Consider the following 19,770-nt stretch of genomic DNA (forward strand, 5'->3'; position numbering starts at 1 on the left):
TATCTTGTCCCGCATGACACCGAAAAGATATGGGGTCTGGCACAAACTTGGTGGTGCTCGGTTGCTTTCTGAGATAGCATGATTTATCATAGAGAATAATGGCTATTCGGCTTTTGTTGTGGTTTACCACACTCAATTGTTAAACGAGTGGATCGCTGACAGGTAGTTTTCCGGGTGCAATCTTCATCACCGTATTCTTTAAAGCCCCGAACAGTTGGTCATCAATGTGAAATCTCTCTTTGTTCATTTCAAGCCCTTGAAGGAAATCTCTCTGACTGCGTTCCGAGGCCGCTATCCAGTCGCACATCATTTCAATGATTTGGATGAGGTTCATTTGAGAGATACCTTGCTCAAAAAATTCGGGATGGTGGTCATTGACAGCATAATGGTGCTGGATGGCAGGCTTGATCGTATCGAGAGCGGCCTTGAATTCTGATGATCCGTAGGCGTGCTTCTGAAGCTCTGGAAAAGCTTTCTCGTACAACTCAAACTCTTCTTCAGAAAACTTTGAGTTGTCATGTCCAGTCGCTCGCTTGAATAATTCATTTGCAACAATCTGCATATATCCAGCTACACGCTGTTTGTGATCTATCAGATCTTTTACATAGTCGCTTGGCATCTTTATCCTCTCTATTTGTTGAAGAAGCACATCCTGAAAATGTTTCTACAATCGACATACATTGTGTTCAAACACAACAAAAGCCGAATAGCCAAAATACCCCTTTCCGCTACACAGCGTGAAGTATACGCTGACGCAAGAAAGGAAACGAGGCACGGCCATATCCCATGCGCTTCATCAGTTTGAGCTTATTGACTTTTCCTTCGACGACTCCGTTGGAATAAACGAGCGTAAGCCCGGCTTCGACCGCCTCTTTGTCTCGTTTCAGCCCTTTGGCAAAACGTTGTAGCTCGGCGATGCCGCTCTCAGCCACTTGCCGCTTCCACTCGTCTAAGCGATGCCCTTCGCGCTTGCGCACGATCTGCCCAAATGCTTGAACAAGTAGATGTAGTGCCGTCAGCTCGGTACTCAACTGGCATAACGCTTCAAGATCAGCACGCTCATCTGCTTCGAGATCATCCAAAGGACGAGCAAGAAGCCAGAGCGACTCTCGAACGGAGAGCCGTGAGAGGATGGGGAGTTCAGGAAGTTCAACTTTTTCCTGTTTGAGCGTTCGAAGAAAGCGATAGACCTGCTGATCTGATCCACGATATCCCTGCGCTTTGATCTCTTGATAGAGGATTGACCCTGTTTTACATCCATCCTTCCATCTTTTGAGCACATAGGCCGCATAGGGATCGAAGAGACTTCGCTGTTTGTGACGCCGCCTACTGCCAGGACACGAACCGTGCTTGTTCCAATTTTGCACGGTTCGCTTTGTGACTCCGAGACGCCGAGCGACCTCATCTTGTGGAATACCGAGCTTCTGCAATTCGATCATGGAGTCGAAGCGTTCTTGATTGGTCGCCAATCGCGCGAGGCGTTCCACAAAGATCTTGCGTGGGCAATCGCCTTGCTCACAAAAACATTTGCGGACCTGGAGCAAGAGGCGGATCGGCTGTCCTCCACAGGGCAAGTCAGCCACGCAGCGGGTATAGCGGCTATGCACCCATCGAGCTGGCACACCACATAAAGGACAGCGGGGAGCACATTGCGTCGAGGCCGCCGTTACCACAAGCAGGCCATCCATCTGCTCAAGTCCAATGAGTTCCAATCCCTCTGGCAGGGCCAGGACAGTCTTTCCCTCCATCTTGTCGAGCCTTTCTTTTTCAAAAAGCCCTTTACCCTCATGGTAAGCATATTCCAATGAATGGATGAAGTTCAAGCAACCGAGCATCACCAAGTTTGTGCCAGACCCAAGTATCTTGAGAAACATCAATGAGTGCTGCTTTCAAAGCAGGGCTGTGGCTTGCCTCTGTTGAGATTGGGCCGTAAGTATACCGATAAAAGCGCCTCCAGCTAACGAAAGTACAAGACAAGGCACCATTACGACAAGGGCCACGGGAGCAAGCGCTACGGCTTGCTCAAGAAAAATACGCGGACCATCTCCCGGCCCCAGCCAATCATAGCCCCAATGTGGCAAGGTTCGTAAGAGAGCAGACCAGCCATAGCAGGCCAACGAGGAAAAAGCTCCATTGAGTAGACCAAAAAGCAGCCCCCAGAATAAGCCTTGCCAGTAGGAGTGCAGGTCCAGACGCTGAAATAAATAGCCCACAAACATGCCAGTCAGCAGGCTTGGGCAAAGTCTTAAGAGAAAACTTCCGGCCAGGGCCAGGCCGCCTAAAGGCCAACCAACGAAGGCCGCCATTAAACAACAGATAAGCAGATTCAACACACAGGCCTTGACTATCCATGAGCTGTTGAAGGCCCTATCAAACCAGCCATGCACACTGTCGCCCCAGAATACCTCTCCCTTACTAAGCACAGTAGCTTGTTGAAAAGCCGAGTTTCTCGACACATGAGCCTGGCTTAAAAGAGGCTCAACTGGCGTTGAGGGCCAGATCCCAGCGGGAGCAGGTGTCACAGGCGCCGGTCGCGCTACTATCTCTTCGGGCTCAGCCACTAGAGCAACAGGCTTGGCGGGAAGAGCATAAGGCTGTTCAGATTCTATTCTGACGTCGGCATACAAGGCCGTCGCTTCGCGCGCGGCCTTCCCCAGATCGCTAGCAAAAGCGCGCAGCGTTGGATAGCGCTCATGCGGATCTTTAGCCAGGGCGCGTTGCAAGACCAGATCCAGCGCACCGGATAAATCGGGCCGGTAGACATCCAGCGTATATGGCTCTACATAGTTATGAAGATACGACCAGTTTTGCACCCCACTGGCAGGCTGCCAGGGATAACAGCCGGTAAGCAAGCGATAGCAGGTCACAGCCAGGGCATATTGATCCGAATAGCGCCCCGGCCGATATTGCCAGACCTCCGGGGCCATATAGGCAGGCGAGCCCACCCATAGAGCATCGAGATGTGTCATTTCAGCATCGATAAGTGAGGCTACGCCAAAGTCCGCCAACATTACCTGAGTATCCAGGAGCAGGATGTTTGCCGGCTTCACATCGCGATGCAATACGCCACGCGCATGAGCATAGTCCAGAGCCTCGGCTACTGCCTCTATAACTGATACCACGCGGCCGGGTTCCCAATAGGAAATCCGCTCGCGCACAAAAATATCCTCAAGCGATCCCTGAGCCGCGTAGGGCAAAACTATATATGGCCAGTACGGGTCAGCCTGGCACAGGCGCGCACCAATAACGCCATAATCATAGATAGGCAAAATATTGGGATGCCTCAATGACGATAAGAGCGCGGCTTCCTGGTGGAAATTCTCGGCGGTGGCTTGCGAGCCAATGGAGCGCAAAATTTTGATCACCACGCTGCTACGCTCGCCGGCAGTCGATTGCTCGGCCAGATAGACCATGCTGGTGCTACCTTGTCGTAGATAGGAGGTAATAGAACTGCTCCCAACCTTTGCCCCGACTAGCAAGCTTTCACACCGTGTACACCATATTCTACCTGGAGTATTCATATGTTGATTGATGCAACATAAAACCATAACACCCACCCAATTAAACGCGCATAAATCAAACATTCTCTTTTACATAGACGTTGGGGAGGCACCTTTTTCAGCTCTCAACTCTATGTACTTCGGGAAGTTACATGCAGTTATTTTGGGGAGCATCAGGAAGATGGAGAGGAAGCCATCTCTTACTCCTGCCGTGGTCGACAGGCTCGCAGACGCCAGACAGACCACGGCAAGGGCAAGAGACAGGACAAGAAAGGAAAGCTATCTGTTCAGAGGCTGCTGACCCCTATTCCGGAAGGGCCAGCAGCTCTCGCTTGCTTATTAGCGCTCCAGCCAGACCCCTATATTCATTTCCAGGGCCTTCTGATATACATGAGCCGCCAGCGTTACATCTTCTATCGACATACCAAAGGGATTCATCAGGATGATATCATCAAGATGCTGACGCCCCTCTTTCTTCCCGGCGACCACCTCGCCAAGCTCGGCATCGATGCGGCGTCTCTGTTGCCCCTCTGCGCTCTGCTCATCCGCCGGCTCGTCTGGTCCAATAATCTGACCCGCGCGATACATGCGGCCAATCAGGCGCCGGGGATCATCTTTTACCAGTTTCCAGTCATCCACTACAACTTTAGCTGCCTTGAAGACCACCTCCGGCAAAGGATCGTCAAGGGAAATATTGACAAGAATAGCCCCTGGCTGCAGCCAAGCAAACGGGATATAGCCGGAGGTGGTAGTTGTGGCAGGAATGATTAATTGTGCGGCCCTGATCGCCTCTTCGGCCGTCGCCGTTTCTCGCAGCTCTACGCCTTTTGCTTGCAGCAACGCACTTACCTCAGCGCGCAGGGATGCTATCCTCTCGCTACTAATATCAAAAATGCGAATGGAGCTTAGATGAGGGAGACGTTTGGCCAGCAACTCGATATGAGCCTGGGCCAGCACGCCAGCGCCAATTACAGCTACCTGCTCGATCTCTCGGCCCTTAAAGACGTCAGCCGAAAGCGCTGTCACGCAGGCTGTGCGCAGGCTCGATAGATAGGCACCTTCCATAACACAATTGATGCGCACTGAGGTTTTATCGTACACCATCGTTAAGCCGCTAGCACGCGGCAAGCCACGTGAGGGATTAGCAATATTGCCATTGATAATCTTTGTGCCCGCAATGTTGAGTGAGCCACCAACATAGCCAGGCATATTTAAGCTTCTTACCTGCTCACCAAGATCATTTTTCCAGCCCAGGTAGGCCTCTTCCGGCAAGACAGTCTGACCCGATCCGTGCAGCCTGAAAAGATCGCGAATAGCCCCCACAACATCTATACCCTCACATACTGATTCCACATCTCTCCTACTTAAATAAAGGATTTTATCCTCTCTACTGGCCATTAAACATGCCTCCATTTATTTAAAAAACACAATTTTTGCTTTGCATGAGGAGCGGCCATCCCACCTGGCAATAGCCGCTCGCATAGTTTCTCATAGAAAGATGGATCTTAGCAAAACTAGCGCTTTGTCAGACGTCGTGTGACGAGTGCGCCGCCTGCAGGCGGTGGAGGAAAAGGGGAGAATTGGGCGCAATTCGCTAGATCGCGACGTAGCCTCCAAGCCCCAGATCAAGGGCGGCAATCCGCTAGCTCGCGGCGCCCCCTTGACAATCCCGCTGGTTCACGCATCACAGAAACCTTGACAGAAAACTAGCTCTTGCTCAGCGCATAAAAGGTAGCTTATAGAGAATATCCTGCACGGGCCCCAGATGCTCCTGCGACACATTCAGCCCCTGTTGCTGCAGCCAGGCATCATTGAAAATGGAGTTTGCGTAATTCTCGCCGCCATCGGCGCAGACGCAAACCACATCTTGCACCTCGGGATGAGCCTGCAGGTACTTTGCGCAGGCCGCCAGCACCGCTCCGCTTGATCCTCCAACCTTATTCCCTCCGCTCTGCCAGAGCGTACGACAAAAGGCAAAGGCTTCCTCATCTCTCACCAGCATATGCGTATCATAGAGATCTGGCGTCAGAAAGCTTGATGCCCTGGATGAACCGATACCCGTCAATTTACGTGGCGCGGCCGGACCCCCAAAGACGATTGAACCATAAGCATCAACTCCAACAATGGTTGTCGCAGGGCTGGCTTCACGAAAAAAGCGCCCCACACCAGCCAGCGTTCCACCTGTCGAGACGGCCATAAACAGAGCGTCTATCTTCCCATGCATCTGACGATATATTTCGGGTCCCGTTGTCAGATAGTGGATATGTGGATTGGCCGGATTGCCATATTGATTGGTCCAGACATACGCCGCTGAACTATCGCATAGCTCCTGGATATGCGCCAGACGCGTCAGCAGATAGCCGCCATTCTCATCAGGCTGATCTACCATCTCAATCTTGGCACCCAGGGCCTGCATCTTGGCAAGATTTTCCTGCGTCGTCTTGGGATCAACAACCGCAATGAAGCTATAGCCCTTTAATTTACAGTAGAAGCTAAGCGCGACGCCAAGATTGCCCGAAGTCGATTCTATAACGATTGAGCCTTTTCCTAAAAGGCCCCGGGTCTCCATGGCCTGGATCAGGCCGTAACCGGTTCGATCTTTTACCGAACCGGTTGGATTCTCGCTCTCCAGTTTGAGATGGATCTTGCGCGGAATACCATCTATGACCAGATATATGGGCTCCAATGGAGTATTGCCCAAGCGTTGGGCCAGTTTATTTAACTCGACAGGGGCGAGATCCGCAATTGCTGTGGCCTCCATCAAATCCTCCTCATACTTTCTTGTGCCTTCTCGACACCCTGTAGGGCTGAGAAATCATCACACTCATCTCTTTGCATCCATTGCAGTATTTTGGGCCTTATATAAGCATCTGCGCAGATATTCGGCCAGAACGGGGAGATACTCGGTTCTGCAGGTTACATGGTTGCCGGGCAGCATATGGATCTCCACATCTCTTTCCTTCGCCCTCATTACCTTCTGCCATCCAGCCGCACGGCGGGGCTCTTCGCTTGTCCAGAAGAATGTAATCTTACCTGCATACAGACCAAGGGTGTAATCTGACATTGGCCAGTCATAGAGGTTGAGATGATCCTGGCGCAAAGTTTCAAGATCAGGAACCAGGGCCTTGAGCTTGAGGCTCAGAGGTGTTGAGCCCGCAGCTTCGGGCCTGGCAAGGTTCTGCTCTGCCTCAACGGTTTTCAGGAACGCGGAATTTTTTAGACGTCTATAGTGAGAGAATTTTGTATATTTGTATATATGCCGCAAGCGCATGAATAGGTCAAATTGCTTCTCCTGTTTGATATTCCGCATCTGGGCAAAGCGACTTATCGCGCTACGAATCACTTTATGGTGTCCAGGCACATCGGGATCGAGCAAAAGGAGCAAATCGACGGTCTGACCCTGGGCCTGCAATTGTCGGGCCAGTTCATAGACCATAGGTCCTGCATTGCCGTATCCGCCAAGGAGATAAGGGCCTTCTGGCTGCACGCTACGCAGGATCTTACGGTACTCGGCAGCCATTACAGGCAGAGCAGGCGGCAGCACAAGTCCATCGAGCCTATACGCTTCAAGCAGATATAATGGCTGCTGAGGGCTCAGATAACGAGCTAGCTCCTGTCCCGAGGAATCCTGCCCGCTCCACTCGCCGGGCAGAAGGAAGAACGGACGCCTGGTTCCGCTTGCCCGCACAGTAACCAGCGGCACACGCGAATCCTTCTGGGCTTCCTCCTGCAGTGCCCTGGCCAGATACTCAATCGTGGACCCGGCAAACAACGTAGAGATGGCTAGCTTCCTGCCGTATATCTCCTCCATACGCGCAAAGAACTGCACTGCCAACAAAGAATCGCCACCCAGCTCGAAAAAGTCGTCCCTGAGGCCCACGCGCTGCACGCCCAGTAGCTCTTGCCAGAGCTCGGCCATCCTTCGCTCCAATGGAGACACGGGCGCAACATAGCTATCCCCGGCCCAGCTGGGGGCCGGCAAGGCTTTGCGGTCCAGCTTGCCATTAGGCGTGACCGGCAAGCGGTCAAGCTGCATAAAAGCTGAGGGAACCATATAGGCTGGCATCTGTAACATGGCCTGGCTTTTTAGCTCTTCAACCGTTGCTTTGTGCTCAGGATGCAGTACAACATAGGCCACCAGCCGCTTGTCGCCGGGCGTATCTTCACGCGCAATTACCACGGCCTGGTGCACGGCTGGATGCAGGCTGAGCACCGACTCAATCTCACCCAGCTCGATACGCAAGCCGCGTAATTTCACCTGGAAGTCAAGGCGTCCAAGAAATTCCAGATTGCCATCGGGGAGATAGCGGGCGCGATCTCCCGTCTTATAGAGGCGCGCGCCTTCACGGCGGCTAAAGGGATCGCGCACAAAAGCTCTGGCCGTGCGCTGTTCATCGCCAAGATAGCCTCGGCCAACGCCAACGCCGCCCACATGCAGTTCGCCGCTTACTCCGATGGGTAAAGGCTGCAGATGCTGATCCAGTACATAGAGCTGCATATTAGGAATAGCGCTACCAATCGATATGCTGCTAGTTTCTTCAGGGGGCGGCTGGCTGATCGCATAGTGGGTGACGTCATCGGAGCACTCGGTAGGCCCGTAGGCATTGAGCATAGGTATATGGGGATAGCGTTTGAGCCAGCGTCGGCAGAGCTCCACGGGTAGAGCCTCACCGGTAGGAATAAGCCAGCGCAGCGCGTGCAGCGGCAAGGCCTCGACTCCCACGCTCTCATAGGTATCAAGCATAGCCCCCAGCAAAGAGGGTACCGTTTCTAGAATGCTTACTTGATGTTGCTCAACCTGCCTGAGCAGTTCCACCGGATCTGAGGCCACAGCATCGGGATAGATCTGCACGCGACCACCCACCAGCAGGATCGCCAGGAATTGCCAGACCGAGATATCAAAGCACTGCGGAGCTGTTTGCGCCACGATATCCTTAGCCTTCAGGTCCAGAGCCTCGATCTTGGCATAGAGATGATTGATCATACCTCGCTGCTCGACCATGGCCCCCTTGGGACGACCCGTTGAGCCCGAGGTATAGATCACATAGGCCATGTCTTGCGGATTACCGCACGGGCCCAGGTTTTCTGGCGATTGTGCCGACTGCAGAACATCTTCCAGGTTTACACAGCGCGGACGAGCTTCATCAGGCATATCAGCCAGGGCCTGAGAGATCATGCCGACAAAGGTCGCCTCGCTCAAGACCACGCGAGACTGACTTTGCTCAATCTCCCAGCGCAGGCGAGCCTCAGGATGGCGCGGGTCCAGCGGCAGATAAGCCCCTCCGGCCTTGAAAACTGCAAGGATCGCCACAAGTAAGGGGATACCTCGGTCGCCTAACAGAGCAACAAGAGTCTCAGAGCCAACGCCGCAGTCACGCAAATAGTGGGCCAGCTGATTGGCCTGCTGGTTGAGCTGGCGATAGCTCAGCTCTACGCCCTGGCAAGCTACAGCGATAGCTTCAGGATTGCGCGCAACCTGAGCCTCAAAGAGCTGGGGCAGGCACTGATCTACTGGATACGGTCTCTGCAGATCATTCCACTCCACGAGCAGCTGCCTGCGTTCCTGTTCAGTCAGCAGGGGCAGGTGAGACAAGTTCTGCTCTGGATCCGCGACAATCCCCTCTAATAGTGACTGCCAATGGCCAGCCATGCGCACAATCGTCGCCTCATCAAACACATCGCGGCTATAGATGAAATCGGCGCTCAGTCCTTGCGGCCCTTCCTGCATATGGAGCGTCACATCAAACTGAGCTGCCTCCTTCCCTAGCTCTAGCTGTTCCAGCGTCCAGCCCGCCGGTAAAGTGGTTTGGAGCTGCGGAAGGCGCAACAACACCTGCAGGAGAGGATTATGGTTAAGCGTGCGTGTGGGATAGATTTGCTTGAGCAGAGCCTCAAATGGGAGAGCTTCGTGCACGCGCCCTTCTTCAAGAGACGCATGCACGCGTTTGAGCAAATCGCTAAAGCGGGGATTGCCAGCCAGATCGGCCCTCAAGGGCAGGAGATTCTCGCAAGGACCAATCAAGTCTTCGCTTCCGGCCAGGCGACGCGCGGGGGCTACAGTCCCGAGAAGAAGATCTTCCTGCCCGGTATAGCGATAGAGCAGGGTTTCAAGCGCGGCTACCAGGATCACATCAAAGCTTACAGCTAGCTGCTCGCTCAAGCTGTGCAAGGCCTGACTTAGCTCTGCCGGTAACATGGCTCGATGAGTTGAACCCTGCCAGCTTGCGACAGCCGGCCGCGCATGATCAATGGGCAATTCCAGGGCATCAGGAGCCCCGGCCAGCTGCTGCTTCCAATAATCAAGGGAGGAAGCAAAGCCTTGTCCGGCCAGGCCCTCGCGCTGGGCCTGCGCCAGGTCCGCGTACTGAGCGGCTGGCGGAGGTAAAGAGGAAGGTTGCTCATCCTTGCCAGAAGCCGACAAGCTGGCAAGTTCGCGGATGAGTAGCCCTACAGACCGCTCATCGCAGATGGCCCGGTGCAAAGTTAAAAGTAAGCGAAAGCGCTCAGGGGCCAGCTGCACAAGTGTGCAGCGCAGAAGCGGCCCCTGTTGCAGATCAAAAGGTAGCCCGGCCTGGGCGTCGGCCAGGGTGTTCATTTTAGTTTGTTGCTGATCTTCTGGTAGCTCGTGCAAATCTACCATCGATAGAGGAACTGGCAGGTAATCGGCAATAAGTTGTACTACCTGTCCATCCTGCATAGCAAAAGTGGTACGTAATATCTCGTGACGCTGCACTAGCCGGGCGAGGCTTTGTTCCAGTGCAGTCGGTGAAAGCGATTTGTTTATGGCAACAATAGCAGAAAGAGTATTAATAGAGCTATTGGGCACTAACTTATCAAGGAACCAGAGTCCCTGTTGCGAAAAAGACGTGGGCGAAATTTTCCTGGCGTCCCGCGTCATCGCGTCGTGAAAAACTGTAATAGACATGCGCATCCTTTCTTTATCCACCTGCGAACAACCACCCTATCTCAACAGGACCAGAACTATTAGATTCACCATATTTTTATATTTATACATCCCTACACACTTTGTACATCCTCAGGTAGCCTGATAAAGCTTATTCAACAAATGTCCAGCTTCGCCTTGGCTTTCAAAATCTACGTTCCCTTGCCTATTTCTCCTGCAAACCTGTCGGAACATAGTTCAACAATTCTTCTATAAAGCAATCGCCTGCGGAAAATCTGTATAGCAGTTGCATTAGTTAGACTGTAGCCATAGAACGCCATTCTTCATCGGCAGCCTCGCTACTGGCGCTATCATCCTGCTCAAGGCACGCTTTGACCTGATCGATCAAGGCCTGCAGGTGGACGGTTCGGCAGCTGCGGTGCGTGCCAAGAATATCGTAGATTGCTCGCTCATTCGCCCTGGTCATCTGCTCCCATAACGCCTGACTTTGCTCGCCTTGGGACCAGAGCAGCGTGATTTTGCCTGGATAACGGTATAGAGAAGCGCCTAAGATCGTCCAATCATAGAGACTGGACCAATCAGCCCTTAACAGCTTTGTGGCCGAGCCTGGTTTCTGAGCAGCTTCTTTCTGAGCTTGCTTTATCTTCTGTCGCTCCTGCTCTTCCTCCAGAGCCAGGCTATCTCCACTGCGTACGCGCCGTCTTCTCAAAGCTTGTTGCTGCAAGCGCTGGAGCTGTCGACTGAGCAGGAAGAGATCTACCTGAGTAGCCTCGGGCAGGCGAACAAGACTCCCAAAGCGGCGCAGAGCTGTATATATGCCACTGTGCGGCGTGGGCCGGGCCGGATTGATCAAGAGCAGGGTCTCAACTTCCTCGCCGGCCTCGTAGAGCTGGCAAGCCATTTCATAGGCGATGAGAGCCCCATTACAAAAACCACCAAGGCGATATGGTCCTTCTGGCTGAACCTCGCGCATCGCCTGTATATAGGCAGCGGCAATCGCCTCAAACGAAGGCGGCACTGACTGATCCTCAAAGATATATGGTTCCAGATTATAAAAGGGCTGGTCAGGTCCCAGGCCATGTGCCAGCTTAATGCTATAGAATGAGCCATCCTTCCAATCTCCATGCAGATAGAAGAAGGGAGGCAGTGACCCATCTGTTTTAATAGGCACAAGAGGCGTACGCCAATGCGGGTCCTTCTGCGCTCGCGCCTCGCTACTCTCCTCCTGCAGCACACTGGCAAGGTATTCTATAGTAGCCCCTGAAAAGAGTGTAGCAAGAGGAAGTTGTTTGCCACAGACCTGCCTGACCCGATTAAGCATCTGGATAGCCAGCAACGAATGACCACCTAACTCAAAAAAGTCCTCTGTAATCCCGATAGGGTGTACATGAAGCACTTCTTCCCAGATCTGCACAAGCTGATGGTGCAAAGGAAGTACTGGAGGGACAATCTCCCTCTCGGCCATATTTCGCTCCTGTAGTCCAATTTGATCGCTCATGCATTCCTCCTTGATAAGGCCAGCACGCTGCCAACCTTCCTGTTGAGAGTATTGACAGGTGACTGGTTTGTTGTACTAGCTTTTTTTCCGGTAACTCTTCTGAGCATCTCTTCCCAACAGATCCCACACCGGGCGACAAGCGCGCCCTGCGCCTCCCAAACCAGCCAGATGGTCTGGCCAGAGAAGGCGCCAACGTGTATAATCATGACCAAGAGATGTTTATAGAGTTTCCTCATTATTCTGCCTCATACGACCTATAGGATTGGGGATAATTTTGTTAAGTTATGCTTATAAATGTGGTTATTCGGTTGAGATTACACAACATGAGGCTATTCGATTTGTCCGTACACAATACAGCGTTCATGCCGGTGCTATGGGGATAGCGTAGACAACAAATAATAGTCTTCAAACAAGAAGAAAAATCAACTCAAGTCAGAAAATGAGATCTATACTACAGAGATAATATATTTTGGTGCTACAATATGTATCAATAGGCAAGACAAATTAGCGCAGCCAGCGCAGAGCGTGACAGCTCCTTGCCCCAGGTACCCGGATGGGCATCCCAACCAGATAAAGCTTCATAGACGAATAGTTCTCAATGAATCGCGCATGATCTCTTCCCTGGTCTGCAGCGAGATGAGAGCTAGCTTGATAAGTAATTCAATTACAGTCGCATGCGTTATAGCCAATCATGGTTAACTATGCTATACTGCATTGGAATCATTCAGCGCTTTTTACATCTCGCTTATGGGAATGTTATGGATCGCGCTCCACGGTAGAAGAAGACCAGACTCATGCACTTCAGCATATTAGAGCACAACAATTGAGTGAGAGGAAACACAGCATATGCGTCGAGGAACTCTAACCCTCCTCTTTTTTATCATTTTGCTAGCGTTGGGCGCATCGTATGTTGTTTTCTGGCCCAATAATACTAATGGGAAACCCTGGAACGGCATCAGCAACCCATTTACAATTAAAGAAGGGCTAGACCTGCAAGGTGGCATACAAGTCGTACTCGTTCCTGCCGATGGCCAGGACCCCAAACTGGTCCAGGACAACATAGCCGCCACGCGTACACAGATCGAACAACGCGTGAACGGTGGCCTGGGCGTCAACGAGCCGAGCGTCCGTATCCAAACTATCAATGGGCAACCAAGCATTGCCGTTGAACTGCCTGGCCTGGCCGGTGATCAGCAGCAAGCCATAGACACGCTCTTGAAAACCGGTAACCTTGAGTTCTGGAATACAGGCCCAAATAGTCTTCAGGAAGGTGCTCCATTCAATCCGGCCGACTACGCGCAATACAACCCCGGTGGCAAAGCCCTCTTTACCGGAAAAGATCTTGATCCTGCTTCTCTCTCTGTCGGGCAAGACCCACAGACCAATGGTTACGTCATTAATTTTGCCATGAAAGGCGATGCCGTTGGGGGGCTCAGTAAGTTTACAGCTGACCACGTTAACGATTTTCTTACCGTCACGCTGGATCGGAAAGTCGTCTCATCACCTCGTATCCAGAGCCAGCTTCCAGGTTCAGGTATCATTACCGGCCGCTTTACTCTCACTGAAGCTCAGCAGCTGGTCAACGTGCTGAAATATGGTGCTCTCCCTATTGTGCTAAAGATTGGAAGTGAAGAGACGGTTGGCGCGACACTCGGCGCAGACACGATCAATAAAAGCTTACTGGCCGGAGGTATCGGCCTGGCCATCGTAGTTCTGTTTATGCTGCTTTACTATCGTTTGCCTGGCTTTCTTGCAGATATCGCGCTGGTTCTCTATTCTATCTTTACCTTTGCTATCTTTAAGCTTATCGGCGTTACACTCTCGCTGGCTGGCATCGCAGGCTTTATCCTCTCTATCGGTATGGCAGTGGATGCCAACGTGCTCATCTTTGAACGCGTCAAAGAAGAGCTACGCGAAGGAAGGTTGCTAGCCTCAGCTATCGATATCGGCTGGAAGCGCGCATGGCCTTCTATTCGTGACTCAAACTTCTCTACTATGATCACTTGCGCAGTGCTCTACTTCTTTGGAAGCAACTTTGGCGCAACTATTATCGTTGGCTTCGCTACGACCCTGTTCCTTGGCGTCGTCGTCAGTATGTTTACGGCAATTATCGTCACGCGCACGTTCCTTAACTTGCTCGTGCCAACCGGCGTTATCAATCATCCCGCCCTCTTTGGACTTCCGGCGGATTCTGTTATGACGACCTCTCTGGCGCGACGGAACAGCACGGTGTAGAGGAGGATGTCGTGTTTAATCTTGTAAAATATCGTTACTGGTTCCTGATTGTCTCACTCATCGTGATCATACCTGGCACTATCTCGTTGTTCGTCAACGGGCTAAAGCTGGGTATCGATTTCGCCGGCGGCTCAAGTGTAGAGCTGCGGCCTCAACAGCAGATAACTACGACCGGACAGGTAAGAGAGCTGTTGGCACCGCTTAAGCTACAGGACCTGCAGGTGACTTTTAGCACCTCCACCAAGGAGGCCCCCAACAATATCTTCTGGGTACGCCTGAATACGCAGATTGATAGCAATGTACAAAAGAGCATTCAGGATGCAGTCCAGGCCAAATATCCTGAGGCCAAAATCGATATCCGCAATATCAGCACAAGCGCAGATGGGAAAAATCTTGCTACTGTGGTGGTTCTCACTAATTTTAAGCAAGTGCCACAGGTTAGCGATATACAAAGTTTACTAAGCAAGCTACCAAATACTACTGATCCGACTAAGAGCCCTATGTCGACGACAACGCCACCCAGTCCGGCTACGCCGACCGCTCAGGCTACCGCTGGCGCTACGCCAACGGGAACAGTGTCGACTCAGGCTACACCCAAAGCAAGCAGCACGCCCAACGCTTCGACTACGCCCAACAGCACTGACAACACAAATTCGGCAGCTACTCTCCCGGTAAGCGTACAGGAGATCAAGCAAGGCCAGACAGCACAGACCGTTTCGCTCCTGACGCGTAGCACTATCACTACGGCGAATGAGCCTAATGTGATCAGCATTTCCGCTATTCAATCAGCGTTCTTGAATGGCAAGGGTGGCACCTATACCTCAGTGGTTAGCAACTCCGAAGTAGGACCATCCGTCGCGACTGACACTACACGTAACGCTATCCTGGCAGTGTTGGCGGCTGCGGCCTTTATCCTGATCTACATCTGGTTCTCTTTCCGCAAGATAGCCAAAGCCTGGCGCTACGGTACCTGTGCCATTATCGCCATGCTGCACGACGTTCTTGTGGTTCTCGGTATCTTCTCGATCCTTGGCTGGCTCTTCAATATGCAGATCGACGCGTTGTTTATCACGGCCCTGCTAACTGTGGTCGGTTTCTCTGTACACGATACAATCGTGGTGTTTGACCGTATCCGTGAAAACATGCAGCGTCATACCGTCGAGACGTTTGAGGATGTAGTAAACGCGAGCCTGGTACAAACGATGGCCCGCTCGTTAAACACATCGCTTACAGTACTCTTTACGCTGTTAGCCCTTACGCTCTTTACCGGTATTGGTACCAACATCCATACGTTTACCCTGACCCTCTTGATTGGTATCTTTAGTGGTACTTACTCCTCGATCTTCAACGCAAGTATGTTGCTAGTAATCTGGGAGCATGGCGAGCTGGGTCTGTGGCGCTTGAATCGTGGCCAGGAACGGCCGGTGACGAGACGAGCGCGCGAAGAGCGTGAGCCAGTACATTCGCGGGGTTAAGAAAAGCAGGCTTATGACGGAGGGCGACGGTTATGCCGTCGCCTTTCTTATTTTTAGCAGGTAGATAAACTTTATAGTATAGATCTCAATCTTTGATTGTAAAGCGGAGTTTTTGCTTAAATACTCTTTCAAAAAGATCTGCCTTAGCATAAGCATTTTCCAGCTCATCATCCAGGTCGGCCAGGGTACGCACGCGGAGCTGAATAACCCAGGTCCGAGCATCGCAGAGCTCTAGATCGGCGTTCAAGTGCAGCACGCGTCCATCATGGTTATAGTCGAGCGCATCAGCGATACGCAGGATAGCAGAGAGGATGGAGACGCGCTTCTTAGCGGCATGGCTCAGGCTGGCAAATTCTGGATGCTGTTTGTTGGGCAAAGCCCTGCGATGGTAGCGAGCAATACAAGCGATCTCATAACGTTCGGCCTCACTGAAATCGGGCAAATTTGTCTCATTAATGAGGCGAAACGAATGCTTATGATGGCGCCGTTCCTCGATGAGCATCCCTGCATTATGCAAAAGCGCGGCACGTTCGAGTAAACGCAGTTCCTGTTCGCCCAAACGGTGCAGCTTTCGAGTCGCCTCAAATAGCTGAGCTGCAAGTGACATGACCTGGCGCGCATGCGGCCAATCCTCTACCTGTAAGCCCCCGCTTCGATAAAGTTCTTCTGCCGTTGGTTGCGCATTCGGACACCATCCCTCCTCATCAATCAAATCCGTTGTCATCATTTGCAGGTTCCTCCTCAAAGTACTACCACGCACAAGGATATATACATATTTCGATCAATTCAAGATATAAAACCGTCGCCTGAAATCCAGCTAACATCAAGCACCGAGCACATCAAGCAGAGTATGCCGAAAGTTTTGTTCGCGCAAGCTCGACCAGTGCCGATAAAATACTGTATACTGCTCCTCTCGACGCCCCAATACATTCTTCAGTAATGTCTCAAGTCCTTGCCGCTCTTCAACCGAGGGCGCAACTTTGGGATCGACGACGTGGGCTACCAATTCTGGCTTAATTAAAAATTTGCCTTCGGCATGTATTTGTCCGGCCTTACTCAATGTCACTTCATAACCTGTGCCGCTATCCTGGCTCCCCAGGCAAAGCCGCAATAAGGCAATCATGACATCACTATCATGGAGCGTACCCAGCTCTTCCTGTAACTTTTCTAGCTCACTAAGAGCCTCCTGGCAACTGGCGGGGAGCGCTTCCGCAAATATTTCTAAGGTATAGCGCAAGCGTTTGATAGCAATGCGCAAATCGTGCAACTCGCGCTTGCGATAAGGATCATCAACGTATTGATCCCAGGCATATACCTCTTCGAGGCGGGCGCGACATACGATGCGCGCATTAGTTCCTACACTCGCATCGGCAACAAGGCCGGCAATTGGTTTCGCTTTCGCCATCAGTCGGGCCCTCCTTTGGGCAGACAGGCAGTTACCTGGCTGACAAAGAGCTCATCATCAAATTTGCCCAGGTATGCCTCAAGGGCCTTCTGATGCTGCCGGCGATACTCGCGCAAGCGGGCAATGAGCCAGAGCAGACCGAAGCGCTCAGCTTCTGGAGCCTGCTCCATTTGCTGCAAATTCTCGATCATTACATCGGTATCACGAGCCTGGCCCAGGACATCAGCAAGCTTCTTGACCTTACGATACGCGCGCTTAAAGGCTCGCTGCTCACAGGCTGATTCATAAGCATCGAGGACGGCCCGCAGCCGACGTGAGGCGACACGCATCTTATGCACATCCTCGATATCTTCATGCCTGAGAACTGCTTCTCGCCATTCGACGACTTTCCTGGCTCGTTCGGCCAGCAAATAGCGTCCATAACGCACAAATCCTTCATCCTGAGTACCCATCAAGAGACGATCTTCGGTGACCTCTGCCACACCTTTGGGATTCCTTGAAGCATCAGATATACGTTGCACCTGCTCTAGCCAGCGATCTCCATAGCGCGTATGGGCCAGTAAAGCCCCCTCACGGATTCCGTGCGAGCTCACATGGATCTCTTTCAGGCCCAAACGCTCCATCACTGAGCGAATAATCAAGGCACCTGCCGGCAAAACCCGAACCCGCGCAAGCTGCTGCTCATAGCGCTCGGAGATTTCTTGCGCCGTCAAGGTGCCCAGCAGGCCTTCGCAATGCGCCAGATCTTCGCGCGTCAGGATCGCCGGATGTTGTGGCCCAAAGGTATGCCGCACCAGGCGCAGCAGCGAGTTCGCACTCCCGCCGGTAGCAACCAGGATAGGAGGAACTGGCTTGATCCGTATCCCCCTCAAATAAGTATGCAGAAATGTAGAGGCTACATCCAGATCATCGACTGTAGGCGGATCAGCCGGCAAGTAGCGTCTTTGCAACCAGCCGGAGCCAATAGGTAGCGAGAGATGCCAGCTTATCTGCCTGGCTCTGGCCGCTACAAGTTCCATGCTCCCGCCACCCAGATCCATTACGCCAAGAGAGCCTGCATCGTGTGTCTCTTTTTGCAGTTCATAGGTCGCGCCAAAGAAAGTCAAGACAGCCTCGACAGTACCTTCGATAATCTGTACATCCAGGCCTGTCTGTCGCTGTACATCGGCAATAAATTCCGCGCTGTTGCTAGCCTTGCGAATGGCTTCCGTAGCAATCGTTAAAATGACTTCGCTCTGATGCTGCTCAGCCAGAGCTTTATAGGCACGCAAAACCGCGATAGCCTCGGCACTTTTTTGTGGGGATATAGCTCCAGTAGCATCTACACTCGCACCAATACGAACCATCTCTTCTTCATCTACCAGAATCGTTAGCGCGTCAGGTAGACAACTGGCAACAACGATGTGGATTGTATTGCTGCCAACATCAATTGCTGCGCGGACAGGCGCTACTTGATCTTGCATGAAGGTCTCTCCAACCCTTGAGAAAAGCCATTGAGCACAGCATGAGCTGTAAAAAACACAATCTGCCCTTAGACGCGCAGATCGACGCACTCATTGTGATCAACAGGGATGTTGTTACTAATTATAACACGTAAGAGCCTACAAGAGGGAGTCTTCTTATAACATTCTCTTTACAAATCTTTAAAAATCTCAGCAAAGTGGCGCTGTGACCTCTTGACAGGTCGCAAGAGATGCTGTATTATAGGCCGTGTTCGAGAGAACCACAGCGATAAGCCGAAGTGGTGAAATTGGTAGACACGCAACGTTCAGGGCGTTGTGCTCGAAAGGGCGTGGGGGTTCGAGTCCCCCCTTCGGCACCCCGTATTTTTACGATGACGTCTCAAGCCGTATGTACAACCGCTTGAGACGTTTTTGTTTTCTCTTCTCGGCCCGCTTGGCAGCTTAATCTGCGTAGCATCACTACTTTCTCCCTTATTATCAAATACACCTTGCAATATCAGCGAAAAATCTCCCGCTCTCCTCAAGTCCCCTTGGCCTTTGACACATCATACGCCAAATTGACTTGACGTCAAATACTATAGGATGCTATATAGCCAATTACATGTTAATCTCTTCAATATCATTGACCCAAAAGTCACATCTTTTATTTGCGTATGCTCTAGCTATCCCATCTATCTTCTATACTAAAAAGTGATTTGTAGCAGGTTATCTATAGCAAGTATAGGATATGAGTAAAATGCAACAGTACAACCAGAACTGGCAGACCCCGCCGCCAATCAACAACAATTACTACTTAGTCCCACCCCCTAGCTATACCTGGAGAGCGGTCCTTGTTTTATTCTTATATTGGGCTGGATATTTTCCCGGGCTTATTCTCAATCTCATCTTGCTCGTGAAGGCACTGGATACCAAGGCTCAATACGGAGAAGCTCCAGGGCTGGGTTGCCTGATTTTGACATTAATTGCTCCACCAGCAATGATCATTCTTGTTTACTTCCTTCTAGCTCATCTCTTCTAACCCGCCCTTTTCTCTACAATAGAAAACAAAGCTGCTCAGTTCGGAAACATTCTCTGTGAGTGTGGTTTAGCCACACTCACACGATAGAACGCCCCTCATTTGAACCTTTCATCGGGTATCTTCTCCGCCAATCTGGACGCAGCTTGTGGCAAGCGCTCATAAGACGACAGCAGCTACACAAGCAATCATTCAAGCATAAAAATGGCAAGAAGAATCAAGACAAACCTGAAATGAAGTTCCCCGAAATAATGAAAAATGCTGAAGAATATAGT

At 51.7% G+C, this 19,770-nt stretch carries 12 protein-coding genes and 1 tRNA gene; 3 read left to right on the top strand and 10 right to left on the bottom strand.

Annotated features, from left to right (window positions below; translation table 11 throughout):
• Window positions 1–139: 139 nt before the first annotated feature.
• From EPA93_RS24130 to EPA93_RS24160, 7 genes are all read right to left on the bottom strand, one after another.
• Window positions 140–619 (bottom strand): DUF5662 family protein, encoded by a 480-nt coding sequence (locus EPA93_RS24130; protein WP_129889955.1) that lies wholly within the window; start codon window positions 617–619, stop codon window positions 140–142.
• 109 nt (window positions 620–728) lie between these two features.
• Complete coding sequence (locus EPA93_RS24135; RefSeq protein ID WP_129889956.1) at window positions 729–1,748, bottom strand: transposase; 1,020 nt, start codon at window positions 1,746–1,748, stop codon at window positions 729–731.
• A 141-nt stretch (window positions 1,749–1,889) separates the two neighbouring features.
• Window positions 1,890–3,584, bottom strand: coding sequence for a serine/threonine protein kinase (locus EPA93_RS24140; protein ID WP_129889957.1), 1,695 nt, complete (start codon window positions 3,582–3,584; stop codon window positions 1,890–1,892).
• A gap of 255 nt (window positions 3,585–3,839) precedes the next feature.
• Complete coding sequence (locus tag EPA93_RS24145; RefSeq protein WP_165423357.1) at window positions 3,840–4,853, bottom strand: ornithine cyclodeaminase family protein; 1,014 nt, start codon at window positions 4,851–4,853, stop codon at window positions 3,840–3,842.
• Window positions 4,854–5,217: 364 nt separating this feature from the next.
• Window positions 5,218–6,261 (bottom strand): pyridoxal-phosphate dependent enzyme, encoded by a 1,044-nt coding sequence (locus tag EPA93_RS24150; protein ID WP_129889959.1) that lies wholly within the window; start codon window positions 6,259–6,261, stop codon window positions 5,218–5,220.
• A gap of 63 nt (window positions 6,262–6,324) precedes the next feature.
• Window positions 6,325–10,425 carry a non-ribosomal peptide synthetase gene (locus EPA93_RS24155; protein WP_165423358.1) on the bottom strand — a complete coding sequence of 1,367 codons (4,101 nt, stop codon included), beginning with the start codon at window positions 10,423–10,425 and terminating at the stop codon, window positions 6,325–6,327.
• Window positions 10,426–10,699: 274 nt separating this feature from the next.
• A complete protein-coding gene (locus tag EPA93_RS24160; RefSeq protein WP_129889961.1) occupies window positions 10,700–11,902 on the bottom strand; it encodes a thioesterase domain-containing protein in 1,203 nt (400 codons plus the stop codon).
• A gap of 846 nt (window positions 11,903–12,748) precedes the next feature.
• Here EPA93_RS24160 and secD point away from each other — a divergent pair.
• A complete protein-coding gene (gene secD, locus EPA93_RS24165) occupies window positions 12,749–14,137 on the top strand; it encodes a protein translocase subunit SecD (RefSeq protein WP_129889962.1) in 1,389 nt (462 codons plus the stop codon).
• 11 nt (window positions 14,138–14,148) lie between these two features.
• The gene (gene secF, locus EPA93_RS24170) at window positions 14,149–15,612 is read left to right on the top strand and encodes a protein translocase subunit SecF (protein ID WP_129889963.1); all 1,464 of its coding nucleotides are present in this window, start codon (window positions 14,149–14,151) and stop codon (window positions 15,610–15,612) included.
• 85 nt (window positions 15,613–15,697) lie between these two features.
• Here the strand turns inward: secF and EPA93_RS24175 are convergent, their stop codons facing one another.
• The 3 genes from EPA93_RS24175 to EPA93_RS24185 all read right to left on the bottom strand — a co-directional run bounded on the left by EPA93_RS24175 (window position 15,698) and on the right by EPA93_RS24185 (window position 18,480).
• A complete protein-coding gene (locus tag EPA93_RS24175; protein ID WP_129889964.1) occupies window positions 15,698–16,339 on the bottom strand; it encodes an HD domain-containing protein in 642 nt (213 codons plus the stop codon).
• Between the two features lie 96 nt (window positions 16,340–16,435).
• Window positions 16,436–17,017 (bottom strand): CHAD domain-containing protein, encoded by a 582-nt coding sequence (locus EPA93_RS50465; RefSeq protein ID WP_129889965.1) that lies wholly within the window; start codon window positions 17,015–17,017, stop codon window positions 16,436–16,438.
• Window positions 17,017–18,480, bottom strand: coding sequence for a Ppx/GppA phosphatase family protein (locus EPA93_RS24185; protein ID WP_129889966.1), 1,464 nt, complete (start codon window positions 18,478–18,480; stop codon window positions 17,017–17,019). Before EPA93_RS24185 ends, EPA93_RS50465 begins: the two co-directional genes overlap by 1 nt.
• A gap of 272 nt (window positions 18,481–18,752) precedes the next feature.
• Here EPA93_RS24185 and EPA93_RS24190 point away from each other — a divergent pair.
• Window positions 18,753–18,836 (top strand) — tRNA-Leu (locus EPA93_RS24190).
• Window positions 18,837–19,770: the final 934 nt, after the last annotated feature.

Source organism: Ktedonosporobacter rubrisoli (assembly GCF_004208415.1).
In the GTDB taxonomy this organism is placed as follows: Bacteria; Chloroflexota; Ktedonobacteria; order Ktedonobacterales; family Ktedonobacteraceae; genus Ktedonosporobacter; species Ktedonosporobacter rubrisoli.